This window comes from Streptomyces sp. NPDC086777, from assembly GCF_040702065.1.
Classification (GTDB): domain Bacteria; phylum Actinomycetota; class Actinomycetes; order Streptomycetales; family Streptomycetaceae; genus Streptomyces.
On the sequence record NZ_JBFBJI010000044.1, the window covers coordinates 44,193 to 66,478 of the forward strand.

14 protein-coding genes are annotated in these 22,286 nt (G+C 72.6%); 7 read left to right on the forward strand and 7 right to left on the reverse strand.

All coding sequences use genetic code 11. The features are described from left to right. Positions 1–2 precede the first annotated feature (2 nt). From AB0472_RS39055 to AB0472_RS39080, 6 genes are all read right to left on the reverse strand, one after another. Complete coding sequence (locus AB0472_RS39055) at positions 3–2,195, reverse strand: bifunctional glycosyltransferase family 2 protein/CDP-glycerol:glycerophosphate glycerophosphotransferase (RefSeq protein ID WP_366363945.1); 2,193 nt, start codon at positions 2,193–2,195, stop codon at positions 3–5. Positions 2,196–2,319: 124 nt separating this feature from the next. Beyond that, positions 2,320–4,581 carry a bifunctional glycosyltransferase family 2 protein/CDP-glycerol:glycerophosphate glycerophosphotransferase gene (locus tag AB0472_RS39060; RefSeq protein ID WP_366363947.1) on the reverse strand — a complete coding sequence of 754 codons (2,262 nt, stop codon included), beginning with the start codon at positions 4,579–4,581 and terminating at the stop codon, positions 2,320–2,322. A gap of 156 nt (positions 4,582–4,737) precedes the next feature. Beyond that, positions 4,738–5,577, reverse strand: coding sequence for a carbohydrate ABC transporter permease (locus AB0472_RS39065; protein WP_366363949.1), 840 nt, complete (start codon positions 5,575–5,577; stop codon positions 4,738–4,740). Beyond that, positions 5,574–6,905, reverse strand: coding sequence for a sugar ABC transporter permease (locus AB0472_RS39070; protein ID WP_366363951.1), 1,332 nt, complete (start codon positions 6,903–6,905; stop codon positions 5,574–5,576). Before AB0472_RS39070 ends, AB0472_RS39065 begins: the two co-directional genes overlap by 4 nt. Before the next feature lie 7 nt (positions 6,906–6,912). Then, complete coding sequence (locus AB0472_RS39075) at positions 6,913–8,289, reverse strand: ABC transporter substrate-binding protein (RefSeq protein ID WP_366363953.1); 1,377 nt, start codon at positions 8,287–8,289, stop codon at positions 6,913–6,915. 152 nt (positions 8,290–8,441) lie between these two features. Next, a complete protein-coding gene (locus tag AB0472_RS39080) occupies positions 8,442–12,221 on the reverse strand; it encodes an FHA domain-containing protein (RefSeq protein ID WP_366363955.1) in 3,780 nt (1,259 codons plus the stop codon). Positions 12,222–12,652: 431 nt separating this feature from the next. Here AB0472_RS39080 and AB0472_RS39085 point away from each other — a divergent pair, with 431 nt between their 5' ends. The 4 genes from AB0472_RS39085 to AB0472_RS39100 all read left to right on the forward strand — a co-directional run bounded on the left by AB0472_RS39085 (position 12,653) and on the right by AB0472_RS39100 (position 18,789). Next, positions 12,653–14,404 carry a serine/threonine-protein kinase gene (locus tag AB0472_RS39085; protein ID WP_366363957.1) on the forward strand — a complete coding sequence of 584 codons (1,752 nt, stop codon included), beginning with the start codon at positions 12,653–12,655 and terminating at the stop codon, positions 14,402–14,404. 124 nt (positions 14,405–14,528) lie between these two features. Beyond that, positions 14,529–15,764 carry a serine/threonine-protein kinase gene (locus AB0472_RS39090; protein WP_366363959.1) on the forward strand — a complete coding sequence of 412 codons (1,236 nt, stop codon included), beginning with the start codon at positions 14,529–14,531 and terminating at the stop codon, positions 15,762–15,764. A gap of 652 nt (positions 15,765–16,416) precedes the next feature. Then, on the forward strand, positions 16,417–17,523 hold the full coding sequence (prfB, locus tag AB0472_RS39095) for a peptide chain release factor 2 (protein WP_366363961.1): 1,107 nt from the start codon (positions 16,417–16,419) through the stop codon (positions 17,521–17,523). 303 nt (positions 17,524–17,826) lie between these two features. After that, on the forward strand, positions 17,827–18,789 hold the full coding sequence (locus AB0472_RS39100; protein ID WP_366363963.1) for a hypothetical protein: 963 nt from the start codon (positions 17,827–17,829) through the stop codon (positions 18,787–18,789). 110 nt (positions 18,790–18,899) lie between these two features. On the opposite strand, the gene AB0472_RS39105 is transcribed toward AB0472_RS39100, so the two are convergent. Then, a complete protein-coding gene (locus tag AB0472_RS39105; protein WP_351718154.1) occupies positions 18,900–19,094 on the reverse strand; it encodes a hypothetical protein in 195 nt (64 codons plus the stop codon). A 257-nt stretch (positions 19,095–19,351) separates the two neighbouring features. On the opposite strand from AB0472_RS39105, the gene ftsE reads away from it, so the two are divergent. The 3 genes from ftsE (at position 19,352) to AB0472_RS39120 (ending at position 22,235) form a co-directional block, all read left to right on the forward strand. Next, on the forward strand, positions 19,352–20,041 hold the full coding sequence (gene ftsE, locus AB0472_RS39110; RefSeq protein ID WP_366363965.1) for a cell division ATP-binding protein FtsE: 690 nt from the start codon (positions 19,352–19,354) through the stop codon (positions 20,039–20,041). Between the two features lie 35 nt (positions 20,042–20,076). Beyond that, positions 20,077–20,994, forward strand: coding sequence for a permease-like cell division protein FtsX (gene ftsX / locus AB0472_RS39115; protein ID WP_093502304.1), 918 nt, complete (start codon positions 20,077–20,079; stop codon positions 20,992–20,994). A 68-nt stretch (positions 20,995–21,062) separates the two neighbouring features. After that, positions 21,063–22,235, forward strand: a complete 1,173-nt coding sequence (locus AB0472_RS39120; RefSeq protein WP_366363968.1) for a S41 family peptidase — start codon at positions 21,063–21,065, stop codon at positions 22,233–22,235. Positions 22,236–22,286: the final 51 nt, after the last annotated feature.

The following is a 22,286-nucleotide window of genomic DNA, read 5'->3' on the forward strand; positions in this document are numbered from 1 at the left end:
GGTCAGCTCCTGACGAGGGTCGCGGCCGGGGCGGGCAGGCGTTCGGCGAGCGGGATCACCGCCGGGATGTCCTCCGGTGGCCGGCCGAGGAACACCCGGCGTACGACCCGTTCGGCGGCCAGGCCGTCGTCGAACTGGCAGAACCGCGTGCGGAACTCGGCCCGCAGCCGCCGGGACTCCGGGCCCCGGTAGGAGCCGTCGCGGAAGATCCGGGCCAGTTCCTCGGGGGTGTGCGCGACCGGGCCCGGCGGTTCGGCCATCAGGTCGAAGCAGACGCCCCGGGTCTGCCGGTAGACCTCCCAGTCGTCGGCGTAGATCACGATCGGCCGGTCCAGGTTGGCGTAGTCGAACATGATGGAGGAGTAGTCGGTGATCAGGGCGTCCGCGGCCAGGCAGACGTCCTCGGCGGAGCGGTGCGCGGTCACGTCGATGACCCGGCCGGAGCCCGCCGCACGGCCCCGGTCGTAGAAGTAGTGCGCGCGCAGCAGCACGACGACGTCCTCGCCGGCCGCCTCGCAGAACGCCTCCAGGTCGAGGCCGGGCTCGAAGCCGCTGTGGTGGTCGCGGTGGGTGGGGGCGTAGAGCACGGCCGTCCTGCCGTCGGGGACGCCCAGTCCGCGGCGGGCCCGGACCACGTCGTGGGCGGACGCCGTGTAGTAGACGTCGTTGCGCGGATAGCCGTACTCCAGGGTCCGGTAGGAGCCGGGGAAGGCGCGTTCCCAGGTCTGGGTGGAGTGGCGGTTGGAGGAGAGGTTGAAGTCCCAGCGGTCGACGCGGCCCAGCAGCTTGGTGAAACTGCCGGTCTGTGCGGCGACCACCGGGTACGTCGACTGGTCGACGCCCATCTTCTTCAGCGGGGTGCCGTGCTGCGTCTGCACGTGCACGCTGCCGGGCCGCTTGACGACCCCCTCGGCGAAGTTCGCGTTGTTGACCAGGTACTTGGCGCGGGCCAGCACCTCCCAGTACCGGCGGCTGCCGATCACCACGCACTCCACGTCGTCCGGGACGGTGTGTTCCTGGCCGGCCTCGACCAGGAACACCGAGTGGACGCGCGGGGCGAGTTCGCGGGCCACGGCGTGGATCGCGGCCGGGTTGCAGACGTAGCCGCGCCCCCAGTACGCGCAGTACACGGCGAGGTTCGGGTCGAGTGGGCGGCGCAGGTCGAGGGCGTACCGGAGCCGGGTGAGCGGCATCCGCGGGCGCGGCAGCCGTGCGGCGGCGCCGGACGCGATCCGGTTGGCGCCGCGCAGCGTGCGGAACGCCGTGTACGCGCCCGCCGCGAGCAGCCGGTGCTGGACACCCACGCTCCCGCCCGGCATCCGGAACCCCGCCGGGCGGTGCGCGCGGTGCAGCCGGGCCGCCCGCCGGAAGAACGCCCGGTGCCCGGACGGCATCCGCTCCGGCCGCGCGGCCGTCCGCAGTACCACCGCGAAGACCTGCTCGAACAGCGCCCGCGCGCGGTCGCCCGGCAGCGCCGCGGCCCGCTCCAGCACCAGCTCCGCCTGGTCGAGGAGCTCGTGCTGGTGCGGCCCCGGCAGGTTGAGCCGGCTGCCCTGCCGGCGCAGCCGGTGCCGTACGACCACCGAGCGGAGCACCGCGATCCGTTCGGCGGCGACGGTGACCAGGCCGCCCCAGCCCAGGTCCGTGAAGTGCCCGTCCGGGAAACTCAGCCGCCGCTCGGTGAGGAAGGACCGGCGGTAGACCGCGCTCCAGGCCGGCAGTGCCACGCCGGTCAGCCGCGGTGCCCGGTCCGGGGCGAACCCGCCGCTCGGGACGCCCGCCAGCAGGGGCGCCGCCGGGTTGCCCGGCTCGCCCTCCCACCAGGGGGCCCGCTCGTGCTCGGCGTACAGGACGTCCACGTCGCCCGTCTCGGCGAGCCGGGCGTCCAGCAGCGCCAGCGCGCCCGGGACCAGGACGTCGTCGCCGTCGAGGAAGAGCAGGTACGTGCCGCGCGCCGCCCCCATCCCGGTGTTCCGGGCCCCGCTCAGCCCGGCCGACGGCGGTGAGTGCACCGGCACCACCCGGGAGTCCCGCTCGGCGTAGGCGGCGGCGACCGGGGCGGCCGGGGCGTCGGGCGCGTCGCAGACCGGGATCAGCTCCAGGTCGCCGAAGGACTGGGCGAGGACCGAGTCCAGCGCCTGGGACAGCCGGCCGGCGACCCCGTGGGACGGGACGATGATGCTGAAGCGGGGCATGCTGCTCTTTCTCAGGTGTGCATGCGGCCGGGCCTTCCCGTCGGCCGCCAGGTGGACGGCCGGGACGGAGTGGGCCGCGAGGTGTTGGGGGGCATGGAAGAACTCCCTGGAAGGCAAACGGCGATCAACGGCTCTCGGTGACGGGCAGATGGCCGGAAGGTTGCGGAACGGTGGCCAACGGGGGGTGGGCGAGCGCCGAGGCCGCCGACGGCACGGGGTGCCGGTCCGGCAGCGGGACGAACTCCGGCAGCCCGGCCGTCTCCCCGAGCACCACATGCCGTACGACCCGCTCGGCGGCGCGCCCGTCGTCGAAGCGGCAGAACCGGTCCCGGAACGCGGCCCGCAGCTCGGCGGAGCGGGAGCCGCGCCAGTGGCCGCCGGCGAAGATGTCGATCAGTTCGTCCTCGGTGCGGGCGACCGCGCCGGGCGGGCTGGCGCGCAGGTCGAAGTAGGTGCCGCGGGCCGCGTCGTAGGCGTCCCAGTCCTGGGTGTGCACGACGATCGGCCGGTCCAGGTTGGCGTAGTCGAACATGATGGAGGAGTAGTCGGTGACCAGCGCGTCCGCGGCCAGGCACAGGGACTCGACACCGGGGTGGTCGCTGACGTCGATCACCCGGTCCCCGGACGCGAGCGGGCCGCCGTGCCAGTAGTGGGCGCGGGCCAGGATGACGAAGCGCGGGCCGAGGCGGCGCACGATCCGGTCCAGGTCGAGGGCGGGCCGCTGGGTGCGCCGGTAGTCGCGGTGGGTGGGGGCGTACAGGAGGGCGACCGCGTCCTCGGGGACGCCGAGCGACTCCCGGATCCGGGTGACGTCGGCCGAGGTGGCCTGCTGGAAGACGTCGTTGCGCGGGTAGCCGTACTCGAGGGTCCGGTATCCGCCGGGGTAGACGCGCTCCCAGGTCAGGGTGGTGTGGCGGTTGGCGGACAGGACGTAGTCCCACTTGTCGACGCCGCGGAGCAACTCCTCGAAGTCCATGCCGGCCGCAGCCGCGGGGTGTTCCTGGAGGTCGAGGCCCATGTGCTTGAGCGGGGTGCCGTGCTGGGTCTGCACGAACACCTGGCCGGGGCGCTTCGTCAGCCGCCGGTCGAAGTTGACGTTGTTGACCAGGTACTTGGAACGGGCCAGCGCCGTCCAGTAGGCGAAGGTGCCCGGCCGCAGCCGGCGCGGGCCCGGCGGGATCGCGTGGTGGTGTTCCGGGCGGGCGACCCAGGCCGTGCGGATGTGCGGGGCGTGGGTGCGGAACGCCGCCTCCAGCGCGCCCGGGTTGCAGCCGTGCCCGCGGTTCCAGTAGGCGGCGAAGACCGCGCGGTCGGCGCGCAGCGGGAGGCGCAACTGGATCCGGTAGTGCAGCTGGAGCAGGACCGAACGCAGACCGCGGGCGGACTTCACGCCGGCCTTGACGGTGCGGCGGCGGGCGGACATCGCCCACTGGAGCGCGCGGTAGGTACGGTGCAGGCCGTAGCGGACGAGAGCATGGCGGAGCCGGGTGCGCAGCGGGACGTTCGAGCCCACCGCGTGATGGCGCCGGCAGTGGGCCCGGGCCGTGCGCAGGAACTCGCCGCGGCTGCCCTTCGGAAGCCGGTTCCGGCTGGTGAACACCGTGCTGAGGTGGTCGACCATGCGGCGGAACAACACCGGCCGCCAGTCAGCCAGTTCGGGGCGCTCGGCGAGGAACGCGAAGACCCGGTCGTACTGTTCGAAGATGTCGAAGTGCTTGCGGCTGGTGGTGGACAGGATGCTGCCCTGCCGCCGCTGCCGGTAGTGCACGCAGACCCGGTCGAGGGTCGCGATCGACCCGGCGGCCAGCAGGGCCGGGTAGGTCCACGGCGTGTCCTCGTAGAAGCCGGGCGGGAAGACCAGGCCGTTCTCCTCGACGAACTCCCGCCGGTAGGCCTTGTTCCAGGCCACCATGAGCACCCGGAGCAGGCCGGGCCGGTCCGCCAGCCGGAAGGGCGCCGGACCCTCCTCGGTCAGCTGCGGGGCGGCCTTGTTGCGCTCCGCCCGGCCGGTCCAGAACGTCCGCGCGTAGTCGTACACGAGCACGTCAGGATCGCCCGTCTCCTTGATCCGGTCGGCGATCGCCCGCAGCGCGTCCGGCGTCAGCGTGTCGTCGCTGTCCAGGAAGAGCAGGTAGTCGCCGCGCGCCTGGGCCATCCCCGCGTTGCGGGCACCGCCCAGACCCTGGTTCTCCGCCAGATGCAGGGCCTTCACACGCGCGTCCCGGGCCGCGTACTCGTCGATGATCGTGCCGCAGGCGTCCGGCGAGCAGTCGTCCACGGCGATCAGTTCCAGATCCGGGTACGACTGCGAGAGCACCGAGTCCAGGCACTCGGACAGATACGCCTGGACCTGGTACGCGGGGACGATGACACTGAACCTGGGCAAGGGACATCCATGGGTCGGTCGGCGCGGGCGTTCTGCCCGGGAACGGCCAATGGAATGATTTGGTTACGGTTCGTTACGGCATGTGGGTTACGTCCCGTGGACGGGCAGGGGCGAGCCGGTGGCCGGCTCGCCCCTTACTGACGGTCCCTTCTACGGTCACTTGACCGCGCCCGCCATCACCCCGGTCACGAACTGCCGCTGGAACGCGAAGAACACGGCCAGCGGGATCACCATCGAGATGAAGGCGCCGGGCGCGAGGACGTCCACGTTGTTGCCGAACTGGCGTACCTGGGTCTGCAGCGCGACCGTGATCGGCTGCGTGCCCGACTTCGTGAACACCAGCGCGACCAGCATGTCGTTCCACACCCACAGGAACTGGAAGATGCCGAGGCTCGCGATCGCCGGCCCGCCGAGCGGCATCACCACCCGCGTGAACAGCCGCAGTTCACCGGCACCGTCGAGACGGGCCGCCTCCAGCAGCTCGCGCGGGATCTCCGCGAAGAAGTTGCGCAGCAGGAACACCGCGAACGGCAGCCCGAAGCCGACGTGGAAGAGGATCACCCCGAAGATCGTCCCGAACAGCCCTATCTTCCCGAAGAGTTCGGCGATCGGGATCAGCGCGACCTGGACGGGCACGACCAGGAGACTGACCACGATGAGGAACCACCAGTCCCGGCCCGGGAACTCCATCCACGCGAACGCGTAACCGGCCAGCGCCCCGATGACCACGACCAGGACCGTCGCCGGGACGGTGATCAGGACCGTGTTCCAGAGGGAGTGGGTGATGTCGCTGTTCTCCAGGAGCTTCTGGTAGCTCTCGAACGTCAGCTGGGACGGCTTGCTGAAGACGTGCCACCAGCCGCTCGCGCTCATGTCGTCCGGCGACCGGAGCGAGGAGGCGAGCAGGCCGATCGTCGGCACCAGCCAGAACAGCGCGACGACGATCAGGAAGACGCGCACCAGACCGCCGTTGATCTTGTCCAGCAGCCAGCTCATCGCCGCTCCTCCCGCCGCAGCCGACGCACGTTGAACCACATCACCGGGATGACGAGCAGCAGCAGGAACACCGCGATCGCGCTCGCGATGCCCGGCTGGCCCTCCGAGAAGCCCTTGCGGTACAGCTCCAGGGCCAGCACGTTCGCGTCGTCCTGCGAGGAGCCCGGCGCGATGATGTACACGAGGTCGAAGACCTTCAGCACGTTGATCATCAGGGTGACGGTGACCACCGCCAGGACCGGTGCGAGCAGCGGCACGGTGACCTTGCGGAACACCTGCCACTCGGTCGCCCCGTCGACCCTTGCCGCCTCCAGCAGCTCCCGGGGCACCCCGGCCAGCCCGGCCGCGATCAGCACCATCGCGAAGCCGGCCCACATCCACACGTACGACCCGATGATCGCTGGGGTGACGAGGGACGGGCCGAGCCAGTCGACGCCGTTGTAGGGCTGCTTGAAGTTGCTCGCGGGCAGCCGGAGCCGTGCCCCGTCGGCCGCGGCGGGCAGCGTGAAGGTGCCGTCGGCCGCGGCCTTCGTCGACGCCACCACCTTGCCGTTCTTCACCGCCTCGACCCGCATCCCGTCGTAGCCGAGTTCGGACGGGTCGGGGGCGCCGAGGGTGCCGACGCCCTTGCCGCGGGTGAAGTCCTGCCAGGTGGTGCCGGTGATCTTCCCCGGGTCGGCCTTCGCCGCCACGGCCTTCTTGGCGCCGTCGGGCATCTGGTCGGGGGCGACGCCGACGAGCGGCAGGGTGACGGTCTGCCCGGTGTGGACGGCCGCCGCCGTGATGAAGCCGCCCTGGTCCGCTTTGAGGGGCGACTCGCGGCCGGGGTGGGCGTTCGGGAACGCGGAGGACTGGGCGAAGGTGTCGTGGATGCCGACCCAGACCGCGTTGGCGACGCCCTTGTCCGGGTCCTGGTCGTAGACGAGGCGGAAGATGATCCCGGCGGCCAGCATCGAGATCGCCATCGGCATGAAGACGACCAGCTTGAACGCCGTGCCCCAGCGCACCCGTTCGGTCAGCACCGCGAAGATCAGGCCGAGGGCCGTGGAGACCGTCGGCGCGAACACCACCCAGATCACGTTGTTCTTCAGGGCGGTACGGATGCCGTCGTCCGTGAAGATCGCCTTGTAGTTGTCGAAGCCGGCGAACCCGTCCCCGTTCGCGTTGTAGAAGCTGCGGATCAGCGAGTACCCGATCGGGTAGACCACGAGCGCGCCGAGCAGCACCAGGGCGGGGAGGAGGAAGAGAACCGCCGCGCTCCTGCGGGTGCCGGTCACGCTCCTGCGGCGGCCCGGTGGAGCGGGGGCCGTGGTCGAGGGTGCGGCCATCGCCGGGTCAGCTTCCGCTGCCGTAGGCGGCCGCCGCGTCCTTCTCCAGTTTCGCCTGGGTCCCCGCGATGTCCGTGGGGTTCTGCAGGAAGTCCTGGAGGTCCTTCCACTCGCCCTTGCCCGGGGTGCCGCCGAACGCCTGCGGGGCCTGGTCGGACATGTCGAAGCGGAAGTCGTCACCGGACGCGATCAGCGACTTGGCGATGGTGCGCTGCACCTCGTTCGGGTAGGCCGAGTCCGGCACGCTCTTGTTCGGCGAGAGGTAGCCGCCGAGCTTCGCCTGGATCGTCGCCGCGTCCGGGGAGGCCAGGAACTTCGCCAGCGCCTGGGCGCCCTTGGAGTCCTTGAAGATCACCGCCGCGTCGCCGCCGGAGACCACGGGGGCCGTGGAGCCGACCGACGGGAACGGGAACACCTTGGCGTCCGTGCCCACCTTCGCCTTGGTCTCGCCGATGTTGACCTGCACGAAGTCGCCCTCGTACACCATGGCCGCCTTCGGCTGGTCGCCGCCGGTGAAGGTCTGGGTCACCGAGGCCGGGAACTCCGTCTGCAGCGCGCCGGACGCGTTGCCCGCGACGTACCCCTTCTTGCCCCAGACCTGGGCCAGTGTGGTCAGCGCCTGCTTCACCGACGGGTCGGTCCACTTGATCCTGTGCTGGGCGAGCTGGTCGTACTTCTCCGGGCCCGCCTGGGAGAGGTAGACGTTCTCGAACCAGTCGGTCAGCGTCCAGCCGTCGGCGCCGCCGACCGAGAACGGGGTGACGCCCGAGTCGTACACCGCCTGCGCCGTCGTCAGCAGGTCCTGCCAGGTCTTGGGCTCCTTGGCGCCCGCGTTCTCGAAGACCTTCGCGTTGTACCAGACCAGCGACTTGTTGGCGGCCTTGTAGTAGACGCCGTACTGCTTCCCGCCGACCTTGCCGATGTCCTGCCAGCCCTGCGAGTAGTTCTTCTGCACTTCCGTGATCGTGTCGGCGCTCAGCGGCTTCGCCCAGCCCTTCTGCACGGCCTGTTTGATCGCGCCGGGCTGCGGCAGCAGCGCGATGTCCGGCGGCTGGCCCCCCGCGATCTTCGATCCCAGGAAGTTGATGATCGGGTCCTGGGCGGGCACGAAGGTGACCTTCGCGCCGGTGCGCTTCTCGAACTCCGCGAGCACCTGCTTGAAGTTCTTCTGCTCCTGACCGGTCCAGACGGCGGCCACTTCCAGGGTGGTGCCGTCGAGCTTCGGGAGGCTGAGGGTGCTGGACCCGGTGGCGCCGGTGCTGGTGTCGCCGTCGGACTTCTTGTCACTGCTTCCGCACGCGGCGAGTGCGAGCGATCCCGCGAGCAGGGCGGCGAGTGTGGCGAGGGCCCTGTGTGTCCGGACGGTGCTGCTGTTACAGCGCATCACTTCCCCGTTCGTCGTTCTTCGTTGAACGTCAGAACTCTGTCCCGTGCGCTCCGGTGTACGCGGGCGCCGCGTACGCGGCAAGTGGGCCGACAGGTCAGCGCGGGGGATCGTGATCACGTTGTGATCGGTGACCCGGGTTGTGCCCCCACTCACAGAAGTGAAGGAACCTCCGCCGCGGAGACCTCCTTCGCCGCCCGCTCCACCGCGCTCGCCAGCAGGGCCAGGTCGGTCGGGCCGTTGCCGAGTTCGCGGATCGGCCGGCGGGCCGGGGGGTCGCCCATGCGCTGCCAGTCGAGGGCGACCACGGTGGGACGCTGGGTCGCCGTGCGGGGGATGCGGCCCGTGACCCGGCCCGTCTGGAACGCCGTGCCGCGCCCGTCCGGGGTGGTCAGGCGGCCACGGCCCGGGGCCGGTTCGTCGGGGCCGTCGGCCGGGGCGTCCAGGGTGATACGCAGGGTGGCCTGCCGGGCCGGTTCCGTCTCCGCCGTACGGCCGCCGGTGCCGGCCGCCGCGACCAGGTGGACGCCGAGCCGCTCGCCCTCCTTCGCCACCGCCTCCAGCGCCCGCATCACGGAACCGGCGGCCGGCCGCCCCGGTGAACCGAGCGCGGGAGAGACCAGGGCGTCCAGGTCGTCGACCACGACCACGAGCCGGGGGAGCGGGGGCGGCGGCGCCTCCGTACGGGCACGGGCCGCGGCACCGGCCGCCGGACGCAGCCGGAGCGTCGAACTCGGCGGGGCCTCTATGTCCGCGGCGCCCGAGGCGGCGGGGCGGGCCCGCTGCGGGACGATGCGGCCGGAGATCTCCCGCCGCGCGTGCCAGTCGGTGAAGTCGGAACGGCCCAGCAGCTCGGCCCGCCGCTTCAGCTCGGCGCTCAGCGACTGCGCCAACTCCCGCATCCGCACCGGGTCGTTGGCGGTCAGGTGGGTCGTGACGTGCGGTATGTCCGTGCAGACCCGCAGGCCCTCGCCGTGCCCGGCACCCGTGCCGACGCCGTCCCGGCCGTCGATCAGGACGATCCCGAGCCGGTCGGGGCGCTCGGCGGCGGCCAGCGAGGCGACCACCGCCCGCAGCAGCTCCGTACGGCCGCTGCCGGGCGGGCCCTCGACCAGCAGATGCGGTCCCTCGGTCACCAGGTCGGCGGTGAGCGGGCCGCGCGGTCCGGCGCCGAGCACGGCGCGGGCCCGGCCGCCCAGCGACTCCGTGTCGTCGGCCGCGTCCGCCCAACGGGCCATCAGCGAGGCCGGGGTGGCCCTCGCCAGCCCCAACTCGTCCAGCAGCCGGGCGGACTGGGGGAGCGGGGCGGCCATGCGCGTGTGCCGGTCCGCGCCGGGGCCGTCGGGGCGCAGCGGGGCGAGCGCCCGCGCGAACCGCTCGGCCCAGGCGGGGGAGACCGCGTCCACCGCGGCCAGGGTGCCGGGCCCGACCGGGCCGGCCGGACCGGCCTGGCCGGGACCGCCGGCGGAGACCCGCATCAGGTGCAGCGCCGTCGCCACGTCGCCGCTCAGCAGGGCCACCGCCCCGCACTCCCGGAACGTCGGCGTCACCGCGCACGCCTCCTCGTAGGTCCGGCCGACCGGTGAGGTGGACGAGGTGGGGGCCGTCTCCGCCAGGCAGACGACGTGCACGCCCGCGCGCGGTCCGGCCACGGTCAGCCGGGCCACCGCCTCGCGCAGTGCGGAGCCCCCGGGATCGCCGTCCACGACGACGACCGTGTACGGCCCCGGGAAGGCGCTCTTGCCGTCGTCGGCGCCCAGGTCGTGGCGGGCCCAGGAAGGGCCCTTGGCGGCTTCGGGGGAGGCGGCGTCCGCCGCCGTACGGGCCTGGCCGGGGACCGGCGCGGGTGCGGGGCGGTCGGACGGGGTGGCCGGTCGGCGGGCGGCGGTCAGCTCCTCGGTCCGCCGCAGCAGCTCCTCCACGCGGGCCGCCGCCTGTTCACGGTCGTAGGCCAGCAGCAGGCGGCAGTCCTGGCCGTGTCCGGGGCGGACGTGCGGGAGCCAGCCGAGCCAGGACCATTCGGCCGTGCGCTCCTCCAGGGGGCGGGCCCGGTCCGCGCTGATCAGGACGATCTCCAGCAGGTCGGGCGAGTGCAGTGCGGCGAGCTGGGCCAGCACCGCGCGGGCCAGGCCCGCCAGGCGGGTGCGCGGACCGGCCAGGCCGAGGGCGCCGGACTCGCGCAGATCGGCGGTGACCGGGACGGCGGGGAGCAGGCCCGAGCCGTCGGGCGTCGCACGGTCCGCCGTGCCGAGCCGGACGGTGAGCGCCTCCGGGTGGCCGGGGCCGCGCTCCCAGAGGCGGGGGCCGGGGCCGAGCGCGGTCAGCAGCAGGGCGGCCGGGTCGGGCCAGGTCTCCGGCCGGGCGGGCACATCGGCGGACGCGGCACCGCCGTCCTGCGCCGTCGTCCCCTCGTCGGCGGCCGACGGGGGCTCACCGCGTCCGCCGGCCAGCCGCCGCGCCCAGGCCCCGAGCCCGCCGCGCCTGCGGGCGCCGGGCAGGGCGGGGGCTTCGGTACCGCGCAGCGGGGTGCCTTTGCGTCGGCCGGAGGGAGCGGGGGCATCGGCGGGGTCGGGGGGGAGAGCGCTGCCGTCGGTGGCGTCGGGGGCCGCGGTGCGGGGGGCGGTGCTTCGCGCGCCCGCGGAGCTTCGGCCGTTTCCGGCGTCGCCGGCACCGTCGGAGGGGCCGGGGCGGTCGCCGAGCACTCCGGACCGGCCGGCGTGTGTGTCGCCCGAGGCATGTCTGACGGCGGAGCCGGGTGCGGTGCCGGGGTCGTGCGCCGCGTCTCGTCCGTACGCCGTGCCTGCTCCGTGGGACGCGCCGGCGCCGTACGCGGCCTCGGATCCGTGTGCGGCGCCCGGGTCGTGGGCGGCGGCAGCGCCGCGCGGGCCCGGCAGCGTGCCGCGGGTCCCGGGCGCGGGGTGTCCGTGCCGGTCACCGTCGTACCCGCGGTCGGCCGACGGCGGCTCGGTCCGCTGCCCCGCGGACGGCGCGAACCCGCCCGCGCGCCCGCCGTGCCCGGCCCCGGATCCGCCCGCCCGCCCGGTCCACGGCGGCCCGTCGGCTCCCCGGCTCTCGATCCTCGGCGCGTCCCCCTGGGCCGGTACGACCGGTGGCTCCGCCGGGCCGTGCTCCGGGCTGCCGGCCGCCCCGCCCGCGGCTCCCCAGCCCGCCGTGCCGTAGGCGTGGTGGGCACGGTCGGCCGACGCGGCCGCACCGCTCCCGGCGGCGGGACCGTCGCCGTAGCTCTCCCCGCCGCCCGGCAGCACCCGCACGCACCCGTCTCCGTCGGGTGCCGTGCCCACCCGGGCCCCGGGTCCCCCGGACGGCGTAAGCCGCAGCGCCGATTCGCCGATGCGCAGGAGCGAGCCCGGGGTGAGGCGCACCGGGCGGTCGGTGACGCGGCTGCCGTCCAGGACGGTGCCGTTGGTCGAGTGCAGGTCGGCGACCGAGACCCGGCCGTCGGCGGCGACCGTGACCGCGCAGTGCAGCCGGGAGACGTCCGGGTCGTCGAGCGGGACGTCGGCGTCGGCGGAGCGGCCGATGGTGATCTGGCCGCCGTGCAGGAGGTGGACCCCGCCCGCGTCCGGGCCGGCGATCACGTGCAGCTGGGTCGGGGCGTCGTCCAGCTCGGGATGCGGCTCGGGGGCCGCCGGGGCGCCCAGGGACAGCACGGCGCCGTCGACCAGCGGGGGCTCGCCCAGGATGCGGCGGCGGGCGTCCAGCCGCTCCGTCCCGGCGTACAGCACGACCGGGGCGCCGCTCTGCTCCCGGCCGCCCAGGCTGCCGTCCCCGGTGACCGCCGAGGCCAGTCCCGACGCCACCGCGGCCAGGTCCGTGCCCGAGGGCGCCGTCACCAGCACGTCCCGGCTCGCGGAACGACCCCGCTGCGCGGCAGGGCCCAGCGGGTCTACGACGGTCAGCCGGATCTGCATCGCCGTCAGCGGTCCCTTCTGCGCGGGCGCGGAATTCCCCCCACCACCACGAGCACGTCGGCCAGTTCTGCTGTCAAGCGCATCCTCGCACCTGCCACTGACAACGTGCCCACGCCCCGATGGTAAGTGATCTTGATTGGTCAGCTCTGCCCCTAAAAGTGCCTGACCAATACCGTGCGGGCGATCAGTTGAGATCGGTCACGTCCGAGCTCGGCAACCAGCGGACCGAAGCGAGCGTCTTTTCATCGAACGCAGGCCGGAACGCCAACGTATGGGGACACGTCGGGACGCTTGTCGACTCCCTGCCGAGGAGGGGAAAGCACAGCCGGACGACACCCCGGTCCCGGGCACCACGGCACTAGAGTGGGTCGGACACATGGGTCGGAGACTTCAGCAACCAGCCATTCAGCAAGCAGCAGGGAGCGCATGACGTGCGGCCGGTAGGCAGCAAGTACCTCCTGGAGGAGCCGCTGGGACGCGGCGCCACCGGTACCGTCTGGCGTGCCCGCCAGCGGGAGACCGCGGGCGCCGAGGCGGCCGTGCCCGGCCAGCCCGGCGAGACCGTCGCGATCAAGGTCCTCAAGGAAGAGCTCGCGAGCGACCCCGACATCGTGATGCGCTTCCTCAGGGAGCGCTCCGTGCTGCTCCGGCTCACCCACCCGAACATCGTCCGGGTCCGCGACCTCGTCGTGGAGGGCGATCTCCTCGCCCTGGTCATGGACCTCGTCGACGGCCCCGACCTGCACCGCTACCTGCGCGAGAACGGCCCCTTCACGCCCGTCGCCGCCGCCCTGCTCACCGCCCAGGTCGCCGACGCGCTCGCCGCCAGCCACGCCGACGGCGTGGTGCACCGTGACCTGAAACCGGCCAACGTGCTGCTCGCCCAGTACCACGGCCAGATGCACCCGATGCTGACCGACTTCGGCATCGCCCGCCTCGCCGACTCCCCGGGGCTGACCCGCACCCAGGAGTTCGTCGGCACGCCCGCGTACGTCGCCCCGGAGTCCGCCGAGGGCCGCCCGCAGACCTCCGCCGTCGACATCTACGGCGCCGGCATCCTGCTGTACGAGCTGGTCACCGGCCGCCCGCCGTTCTCCGGCGGCAGCGCCCTGGAAGTCCTCCACCAGCACCTCAGCGCCGAGCCCCGGCGTCCCTCCACCGTCCCCGACCCGCTGTGGACGGTCATAGAACGCTGCCTGCGCAAGAACCCCGACGACCGCCCGAGCGCCGAGAACCTCGCACGCGGCCTGCGGGTCGTCGCCGAGGGTGTCGGGGTGCACGCGAACTCCGCGCAGATCGCGGCCGCCGAGGGCGTCGGCGCGCTGCTCGCCCCCGACCCGGCTCCGGCCGCCGTACCGGGTTCGGCCGACCCGACCCAGGTGCTGCCGAACACCGGCACGCCGATGGGCGCGTACGACCCGAACGCCGCGACCAGCGTCCTGCCGCACACCGGTCAGCCGGGGCCGTTCGGCGCCGCCGACCCGACCGCCGTGCTGCCGAACACCGGCGCCGCCGATCCGACGGCCGTCATGCCGCCGATGCCCCCGGGCCAGCCCGGTCAGCCGGGTCAGCCCGGCCAGCAGCAGCCGGAGCAGCCGCACCCCTGGCAGACCCAGCTCCGCGCGGCCCGCGACCGCAACGAGCAGACCCAGGTCCAGTACCTCGACCCCGGCGAGGACCCCCTGCGCCGCCGGCCGCAGCGCCAGGTGGCCCGGCCGCAGCAGCAGCCGCAGCGCCAGGCCCCGCAGCAGCAGCCGGTACGCCGGCCGCAGCCGCGCGGACAGGGCGGTCAGCAGGGCGGACCGGGCGGGTACGGGCAGCAGCCCGCCGGATACGGACAGCAACAGCCTGCCGGGTACGGGGGCGGCCGGCCTCCGCAGCAGCAGTACGCCCCGCCGCAGCAGCCCCAGCAGCGCTACGCGCCGCCCGCCGAGCCGCAGCAGCGGCCCTCGCGCGAGCCGCGGCAGCGCAGCGCCAACCCGATGCGGATCCCCGGCCTCGGCTGCCTCAAGGGCTGCCTGTTCCTGGTCGTCATCCTGTTCGTCGCGGGCTGGCTGATCTGGGACCTGACCCCGGTGCACACGTGGGTCGGGGAGGGCCAGGGCTACTGGTCCCAGCTGAAGGACTGGGCGAAATCGGTCGGCAACTTCATCGGCGACCTGGGCAACGGTTCCGGCAACTGACCGCCGGAACCGGCCGCGACTCTGTGGATTTGTCGACACCTGGCGGGTGATTTCCGCTTCCGTGGTGAAGGTTGACTCGTCGGACGCGTACTTTTGTCGGCAACACGCGTCTGTAGGAGCAGTCTTGGCACGGAAGATCGGCAGCCGGTACACCGCCAACCAGATCCTGGGGCGGGGCAGCGCCGGCACGGTGTGGCTGGGCGAGGGGCCGGAAGGGCCCGTCGCCATCAAGCTGCTGCGTGAGGATCTCGCGTCCGACGAGGAGCTGGTGGGCCGCTTCGTGCAGGAGCGCACGGCACTGCTGGGCCTCGACGACCCGCACGTGGTGTCCGTCCGTGACCTCGTCGTCGACGGCAACGACCTCGCCCTCGTCATGGACCTGGTCCGCGGCACCGACCTGCGCACCCGCCTGGACCGGGAGCGGCGGCTCGCGCCCGAGGCGGCCGTCGCGATCGTCGCGGACGTCGCGGACGGGCTGGCGGCGGCGCACGCGGCGGGGGTCGTCCACCGCGACGTGAAGCCGGAGAACGTCCTCCTCGACATGCAGGGCCCGCTGGGCCCCGGCGGCGCCCACCCCGCCCTGCTGACCGACTTCGGCGTCGCGAAGCTCATCGACTCCCCGAAGCGGACCCGCGCGACGAAGATCATCGGCACGCCGGACTACCTGGCCCCGGAGATCGTCGAGGGCCTGCCGCCGCGCGCCTCGGTGGACATCTACGCGCTCGCGACGGTCCTGTACGAGCTCCTCGCGGGTTTCACCCCGTTCGGCGGCGGCCACCCCGGCGCGGTGCTCCGCCGCCACGTCACCGAGACCGTCGTCCCCCTCCCCGGCATCCCCGAGGAGCTCTGGCAGCTGCTCGTGCAGTGCCTGGCGAAGGCGCCGGCGTCCCGCCTGCGCGCCTCCGAGCTGGCCGCGCGGCTGCGGGAGCAGCTGCCGACGCTGGCGGGGATGCCGCCGCTGGACGTCGACGAGCCGGAGACGGAGACGCCGGAGGAGACCGAGGAGCCGTCGGCCGCCGTGCCACCGGCCGCGGAGGAGCAGCGGGTACGGCGCCGGGGGGCCGTCTCCCTGGTGCCGGGCGCGAAGCCGGACTCCAACCGGGACACGCACACGTCGATGCGGGTGCCGGGCCCCGACGAGCTGGCGGGTGGCGCCCGGGGCACGGCGCGGGCGCCCAGGGCGTCGGGGGCGCCGCGGCCGGGGTCGGCCCGGCACCGGGTGGCGGCGCGGCGACGGAGGGTGACGTTCGCGGTGGCGGGGGTCGCGGTGGCGGCGGCGGTGGGCGTCGGGGCGTGGCTGGCGACGTCGGGCGACGACTCGGCTCCGCCGCAGGAGACGCACAGCTCGTCAGCGCCGTGACCTGCCGGTGGCTCAGCCGCCCTTTCCCACCCACCCACCCGACTCGGTAGGCCACCAGCGCACCGCCACGGGGCTCCGCCCCGGACCCCGAGGGGAGCGTCGTCCGCCCGGCTCGGTGGCCGAGCAGCGCACCGCTGCGGGGCTCCGCCCCGGACCCCGAGGGTGGCGGTCGTCTGCCCGGCTCGGTGGGCGGGCAGCGCAGCGCTGCGGGGGTCTGCCTCGGACTTCGAGGGGGCGGTTGTCTGCCCGGCTCGGTGGGCGGGCAGCGCACCGCCCACGGGGGTCTGCCTCGGACTTCGAGGGGGCGGTTGTCTGCCCGGCTCGGTGGGCGGGCAGCGCACCGCCCACGGGGGTCTGCCTCGGACCCCGAGGGGAGCGTCGTCCGCCCGGCTCGGTGGGCCACCAGCGCACCGCCCACGGGCGTCTGCCCCGGAGCCCGCGGGGGAGCGGTCGTCCGCCTGGCTCGGTGGGCCGTGGGGTCGCCGTTGCGGGGGGTCTGAGGGGGAGTGGTCGTTCGGCTGGTTCGGTGGGGTGTGGGGCCCGCCAGGGGGCTTCGTCCCGGGCCGTGGCGCGGCTCGGGGGCGGCCTGGGCCCGAGTCGGCGGGGATGCCCGTCGGCCATCCTCGGTTGGCGGAGCCGTTACGCTGGAGGCGTGGCAGTCGTCGATGTATCCGAAGAGCTCAAGTCCCTCTCCTCGACCATGGAGTCGATCGAGGCCGTTCTGGACCTCGACAGGCTGAGGGCAGACATCGCCGTGCTCGAGGAGCAGGCGGCCGCGCCGTCCCTGTGGGACAACCCGGACGAGGCGCAGAAGATCACCAGCAAGCTGAGCCACCTCCAGGCCGAGGTCAGGAAGGCGGAGGCGCTGCGCGGACGGATCGACGATCTCGCGGTGCTCTTCGAGATGGCCGACGAGGAGGACGACCCGGACACCCGCGCCGAGGCCGAGTCCGAGCTCGCCGCCGTCAAGAAGGCGCTGGACGAGATGGAGGTCCGCACCCTGCTCAGCGGGGAGTACGACTCCCGGGAAGCGCTGGTGAACATCCGCGCCGAGGCCGGTGGCGTCGACGCCGCCGACTTCGCCGAGAAGCTGCAGCGCATGTACCTGCGCTGGGCCGAGCAGCACGGCTACAAGACGGAGCTCATCGAGACGTCGTACGCCGAAGAGGCCGGCATCAAGTCGACCACCTTCGCCGTGCAGGTGCCGTACGCCTACGGGACCCTCTCCGTGGAGCAGGGCACGCACCGCCTCGTGCGCATCTCGCCGTACGACAACCAGGGCCGCCGCCAGACCTCCTTCGCCGGTGTCGAGGTGCTCCCCGTGGTCGAGCAGTCCGACCACGTCGAGATCGACGAGAGCGAGCTCAGGATCGACGTGTACCGGTCCTCCGGCCCCGGCGGCCAGGGCGTCAACACCACCGACTCCGCCGTGCGCATCACGCACCTCCCGACCGGCATCGTGGTCTCCTGCCAGAACGAGCGGTCGCAGATCCAGAACAAGGCCACCGCGATGAACGTCCTCCAGGCCAAGCTCCTGGAGCGGCGCCGCCAGGAGGAGCAGGCCAAGATGGACGCCCTCAAGGGCGACGGGGGCAACTCCTGGGGCAACCAGATGCGGTCGTACGTGCTGCACCCGTACCAGATGGTCAAGGACCTGCGGACCGAGTACGAGGTCGGCAACCCCGAGGCCGTGTTCAACGGCGAGATCGACGGCTTCCTGGAGGCCGGAATTCGCTGGCGCAAGCAGCAGGAGAAGTAACTTTGTCGACTTGCCCACGGCGAGTCGACCGACCCGGAACTGCCGCCCCAGTGGCGGCAGTTCTCGTATGTCTGGGTTTTACGTCACACTCACACGCTTCAACTCCCGGCATTGGGTGCGCAACTGGACATCGCGCACGCAACGGCCTTGACGTGCCCTTGGAAAATCGGAAGGGTGAAGTGTGGCATGCGTATCTCTGGGGCGCATGTGAACCGGGGGCCTTGAACATTCGTAGCTGTCTCCGTCGAGCACCGGCCCCGAGCGCCGCCGCACAGACGATCAGCTACTGGGGGTAGCAACCATATGACGAAGAAGACGCGTCTCCGCGTCGCGCGGATAGCCGCCGGCGCAGTGATCGCAGCCGGCGCCTCTCTCACGGCTGCCGGCGCCGCATCCGCCCTGGACATCGGTGTGAGCGTGACCGGCAGCGGTGTCGGCGCGAGCGTCGGCACCGGCGACGACGACGGCGGCACGGGCGCGCCGTGCGACATCGTCGTCGACCCGACCTGTGACGACGGTGGCACCAGCGGCTCCGGTGGCAGTGACACCGGTGGTTCGACGACCGGTGGCAGTGACACCGGTGGTTCGACGACCGGTGGCAGTGACACCGGTGGTTCGACCACGGGTGGCAGTGACACCGGTGGTTCGACGACCGGTGGCAGTGACACCGGTGGTTCCACGACCGGTGGCAGCGACACCGGCGGTTCGACCACGGGTGGCAGTGACACCGGTGGTTCGACGACCGGTGGCAGTGACACCGGTGGTTCCACGACCGGTGGCAGCGACACCGGCGGTTCGACCACGGGTGGCAGTGACACCGGTGGTTCGACGACCGGTGGCAGTGACACCGGTGGTTCCACGACCGGTGGCAGCGACACCGGCGGTTCCACGACCGGCGGTTCGACCACGGGTGGCTCGTCCGCCGGTGGTTCGACCTCCGGCGGCTCGTCCACCGGCGGTTCCACCTCCGGCGGCTCGTCCACCGGTGGTTCGACCTCGGGTGGCTCGTCCACCGGTGGTTCGACCTCCGGCGGCACCGGCACCGACGGCAACTCCGGCACCTCCGCACAGGAGGCCGGCACCTCCGCGCTCACCGACACCGGGTCCTCGAACACCGAGGCCCAGGGCGGCGGCAAGCAGCTCGCCGAGACGGGTGCCGGGCAGACGGCCTTCCTCCTCGTCGGCGCCGCCACGATGATCGCCGGTGGTATCGGCTTCCGCGTCCTGCCGCGCCTCGTGGGCGGCCGCGGCGGCGCTGCCGCCTGACGGTAGCCGTCCGCTCACGGAGCGTATGTGCATCGCAACGGACGAAGGGCCCTGAGCAGCGGCTCAGGGCCCTTCGGTCGCTCTGGGGTGAGCTTCGCGTGTGAGCTTCGTTACGCGGTCTGGTGTGCCGCCAGCAGCGCCACCGCGGCAATCAGCACCGCCAGCAACCCGATGAGTGCCATCGGGTTCAGACCGCCGAGGAAATTCTCCTGCTGAAGACGCTCACGATTGGCACGGCACACGGGGCACCGGCCCTCGCTCACGGGCGCCGCGCAGTTCGCGCACACCAACCGGTCGTACGTCATGCGCTCACCCTCCTTGCACCGGCCATTACCCACACAACGTTCCGCGGAACGAGAACGTTCCCCTCCCACTGTGCCAGGTTCCCCGGGAAAGGGCGCGGCCGTCCGCAGACCTCGACCCGGCACTCCTGGGCGCTCCGGAAAGACTGCCCCGGAACAAAACCGCACAAGCCTCACCCAACCGTGACCGGCGCCTGCGCTTCCTCACCCGACTCGCGTATGGTCACGCTCATCTACCCCCGGCGACCCGTGGTGCATCCGTGATCCGATTCGACAGTGTCTCCAAGGTCTACCCCAAGCAGACCCACCCCGCACTCAGGGATGTCTCCCTGGAAGTGGAGAAGGGTGAGTTCGTCTTCCTCGTGGGATCCTCCGGCTCCGGAAAGTCCACCTTCCTTCGGCTGATCCTCCGCGAGGAGCGGTGCAGCCACGGTCAGGTGCACGTCCTCGGCAAGGACCTCGCCCGGCTGTCCAACTGGAAGGTGCCGCAGATGCGCCGCCAGCTCGGGACGGTCTTCCAGGACTTCCGCCTGCTCCCCAACAAGACGGTCGCCGAGAACGTGGCCTTCGCCCAGGAGGTCATCGGCAAGTCGAAGGGCGAGATCCGCAAGTCCGTGCCCCAGGTGCTCGACCTCGTCGGGCTCGGCGGCAAGGAGGACCGCAGGCCCGGCGAGCTGTCCGGCGGTGAGCAGCAGCGCGTGGCCATCGCGCGCGCCTTCGTGAACCGGCCCAAGCTGCTGATCGCGGACGAGCCCACGGGCAACCTCGACCCGCAGACCTCGGTCGGCATCATGAAGCTGCTGGACCGCATCAACCGGACCGGCACCACCGTGATCATGGCCACCCACGACCAGAACATCGTGGACCAGATGCGCAAGCGCGTCATCGAGCTGGAGAAGGGCCGCCTCGTCCGGGACCAGACCCGAGGCGTCTACGGCTACCAGCACTGACCGCGACCGTCCACGGAAAGGCATAACCCGACGCCATGCGCGCCTCGTTCGTACTGTCGGAGATCGGAGTCGGTCTCCGCCGCAATCTGACGATGACCTTCGCGGTCGTCGTCTCGGTCGCCCTGTCCCTGGCGCTCTTCGGTGGCTCGCTCCTGATGAGCGACCAGGTCAACACCATGAAGGGCTACTGGTACGACAAGGTCAACGTCTCGATCTTCCTCTGCAACAAGAGCGACGCCGAGTCCGACCCCAACTGCGCCAAGGGTGCGGTGACCGAGGACCAGAAGAAGCAGATCCAGGCCGACCTCGGCAAGATGTCGGTGGTCGAGAAGGTCACCTACGAGTCCCAGGACGAGGCGTACAAGCACTACAAGGAGCAGTTCGGCGACTCGCCGCTCGCCGACTCCCTCACGCCCGACCAGATGCAGGAGTCGTACCGGATCAAGCTCAAGGACCCGGAGAAGTACCAGGTCGTCGCGACCGCCTTCGACGGCCGTGACGGGGTCCAGTCGGTCCAGGACCAGAAGGGCATCCTCGACAACCTCTTCGGCCTGCTCAACGGCATGAACTGGGCGGCCCGCATGGTCATGGCCCTCATGTTGGTGGTCGCCCTGATGCTGATCGTCAACACGGTGCGCGTCTCCGCGTTCAGCCGTCGGCGCGAGACCGGCATCATGCGCCTGGTCGGCGCCTCCGGCTTCTACATCCAGGCCCCGTTCATCGCGGAGGCCGCCGTCGCCGGCCTGATCGGCGGCACGGTCGCCTGCGGATTCCTGGTGATCGCCCGGTACTTCATCATCGACCACGGCCTGGACCTGTCCCACAAGCTGAACTTGATCAACTTCATCGGCTGGGACGCCGTGTTGACCAAGCTCCCCCTCATCCTCGCAACGAGCCTCCTGATGCCCGCGCTTGCCGCGTTCTTCGCGTTGCGCAAGTACCTGAAGGTGTGACGCACACCAAGAGGGCCGTACGGGCAACAGCCCGTGCGGCCCTCTCGCCTTGTCCTAGACTCACCCGCATGTCAGGCCGAGAGCTGTTCTGTCAGCCCCGCCGGGTTCGCCGGGGGGCGGCTCTGACGTTGGTGTTCGCGGGGCTGTTGGTCACCGGGGCGGCCACCGGGGCGTTCCCGGACCCCGGGCAGTCGTCCGACCGGAAGACGCCCACCGGGGCCGCCCGTGCGGCCGCCGGGCACGAGGACGTGGCGAAGGCCGCCGCCGAGGCGATGGCCGACGGCAAGTCCCCCATGGAGGCCGCGGAACGGGCCGTGAGCCGCAGCGGGGACCGGTGGGCCGCGGTCTACTCCGAGGGCGAGTACCAGGAGTTCGAGGAAGCGCTCGACGGCCAGTACACGGGGGTCGGGCTGTGGGCCCGGCGGACGGCGGACGGGCGGATCGACGTCACCAAGGTGCAGGCCGGGTCGCCCGCGGCCGAGGCCGGTATCAGGAAGGGCGACCGGCTGCGCAGCATCGACGGCGAGGACGTCGACGGGCGCCCCGTCACCGACGTCGTCTCGTTACTGCGCGGCGACGCCATCGACGCCCGCGCCGGTACGACCGTCACCCTCGGGCTCGCTCGCGGCACGCGCGCGTGGCGCGAGACCCTGCGCCGGGCGCTGCTGTCCACCGACTCGGTGAGCGTGCACAGGCTGACCGACGGCATCACCGTCATCAGGATCTCCGCCTTCACCCGGGGCTCCGGGGAGCTGGTCCGCACCGCCGTCCGGCAGGCCCCGGCCGACGGCGGGATCGTCCTCGATCTGCGCGGCAATTCCGGCGGCCTGGTCAGCGAGGCCGTCACCGCGGCCTCCGCCTTCCTCGACGGCGGACTGGTCGCCACCTACGACGTCGACGGCGCCCAGCGCTCCCTGCACGCCGAGCCCGGCGGCGACACGGCGAGACCCCTGGTCGCGCTCGTCGACGGCGGCACGATGAGCGCCGCCGAGATGCTCACCGGCGCCCTCCAGGACCGCGGCCGCGCGGTCGTCCTCGGCTCCCGCACCTTCGGCAAGGGCTCCATCCAGATGCCCACCCGGCTCCCCGACGGCTCGGTCGCCGAGCTCACCGTCGGCCACTACCGCACCCCCTCCGGTCACACCGTCGACGGCCGGGGCATCACCCCCGACCTGGAGGTGTCCTCCGGGGCGCTGGAGCGGGCGGAGACCGTGCTGAGCGGACTGGGCGACCCCTCGTAGCACCCGCTTAACCGCTTCCCTCGCACCCCCTCCGTAGTGCGAAAATGGAGA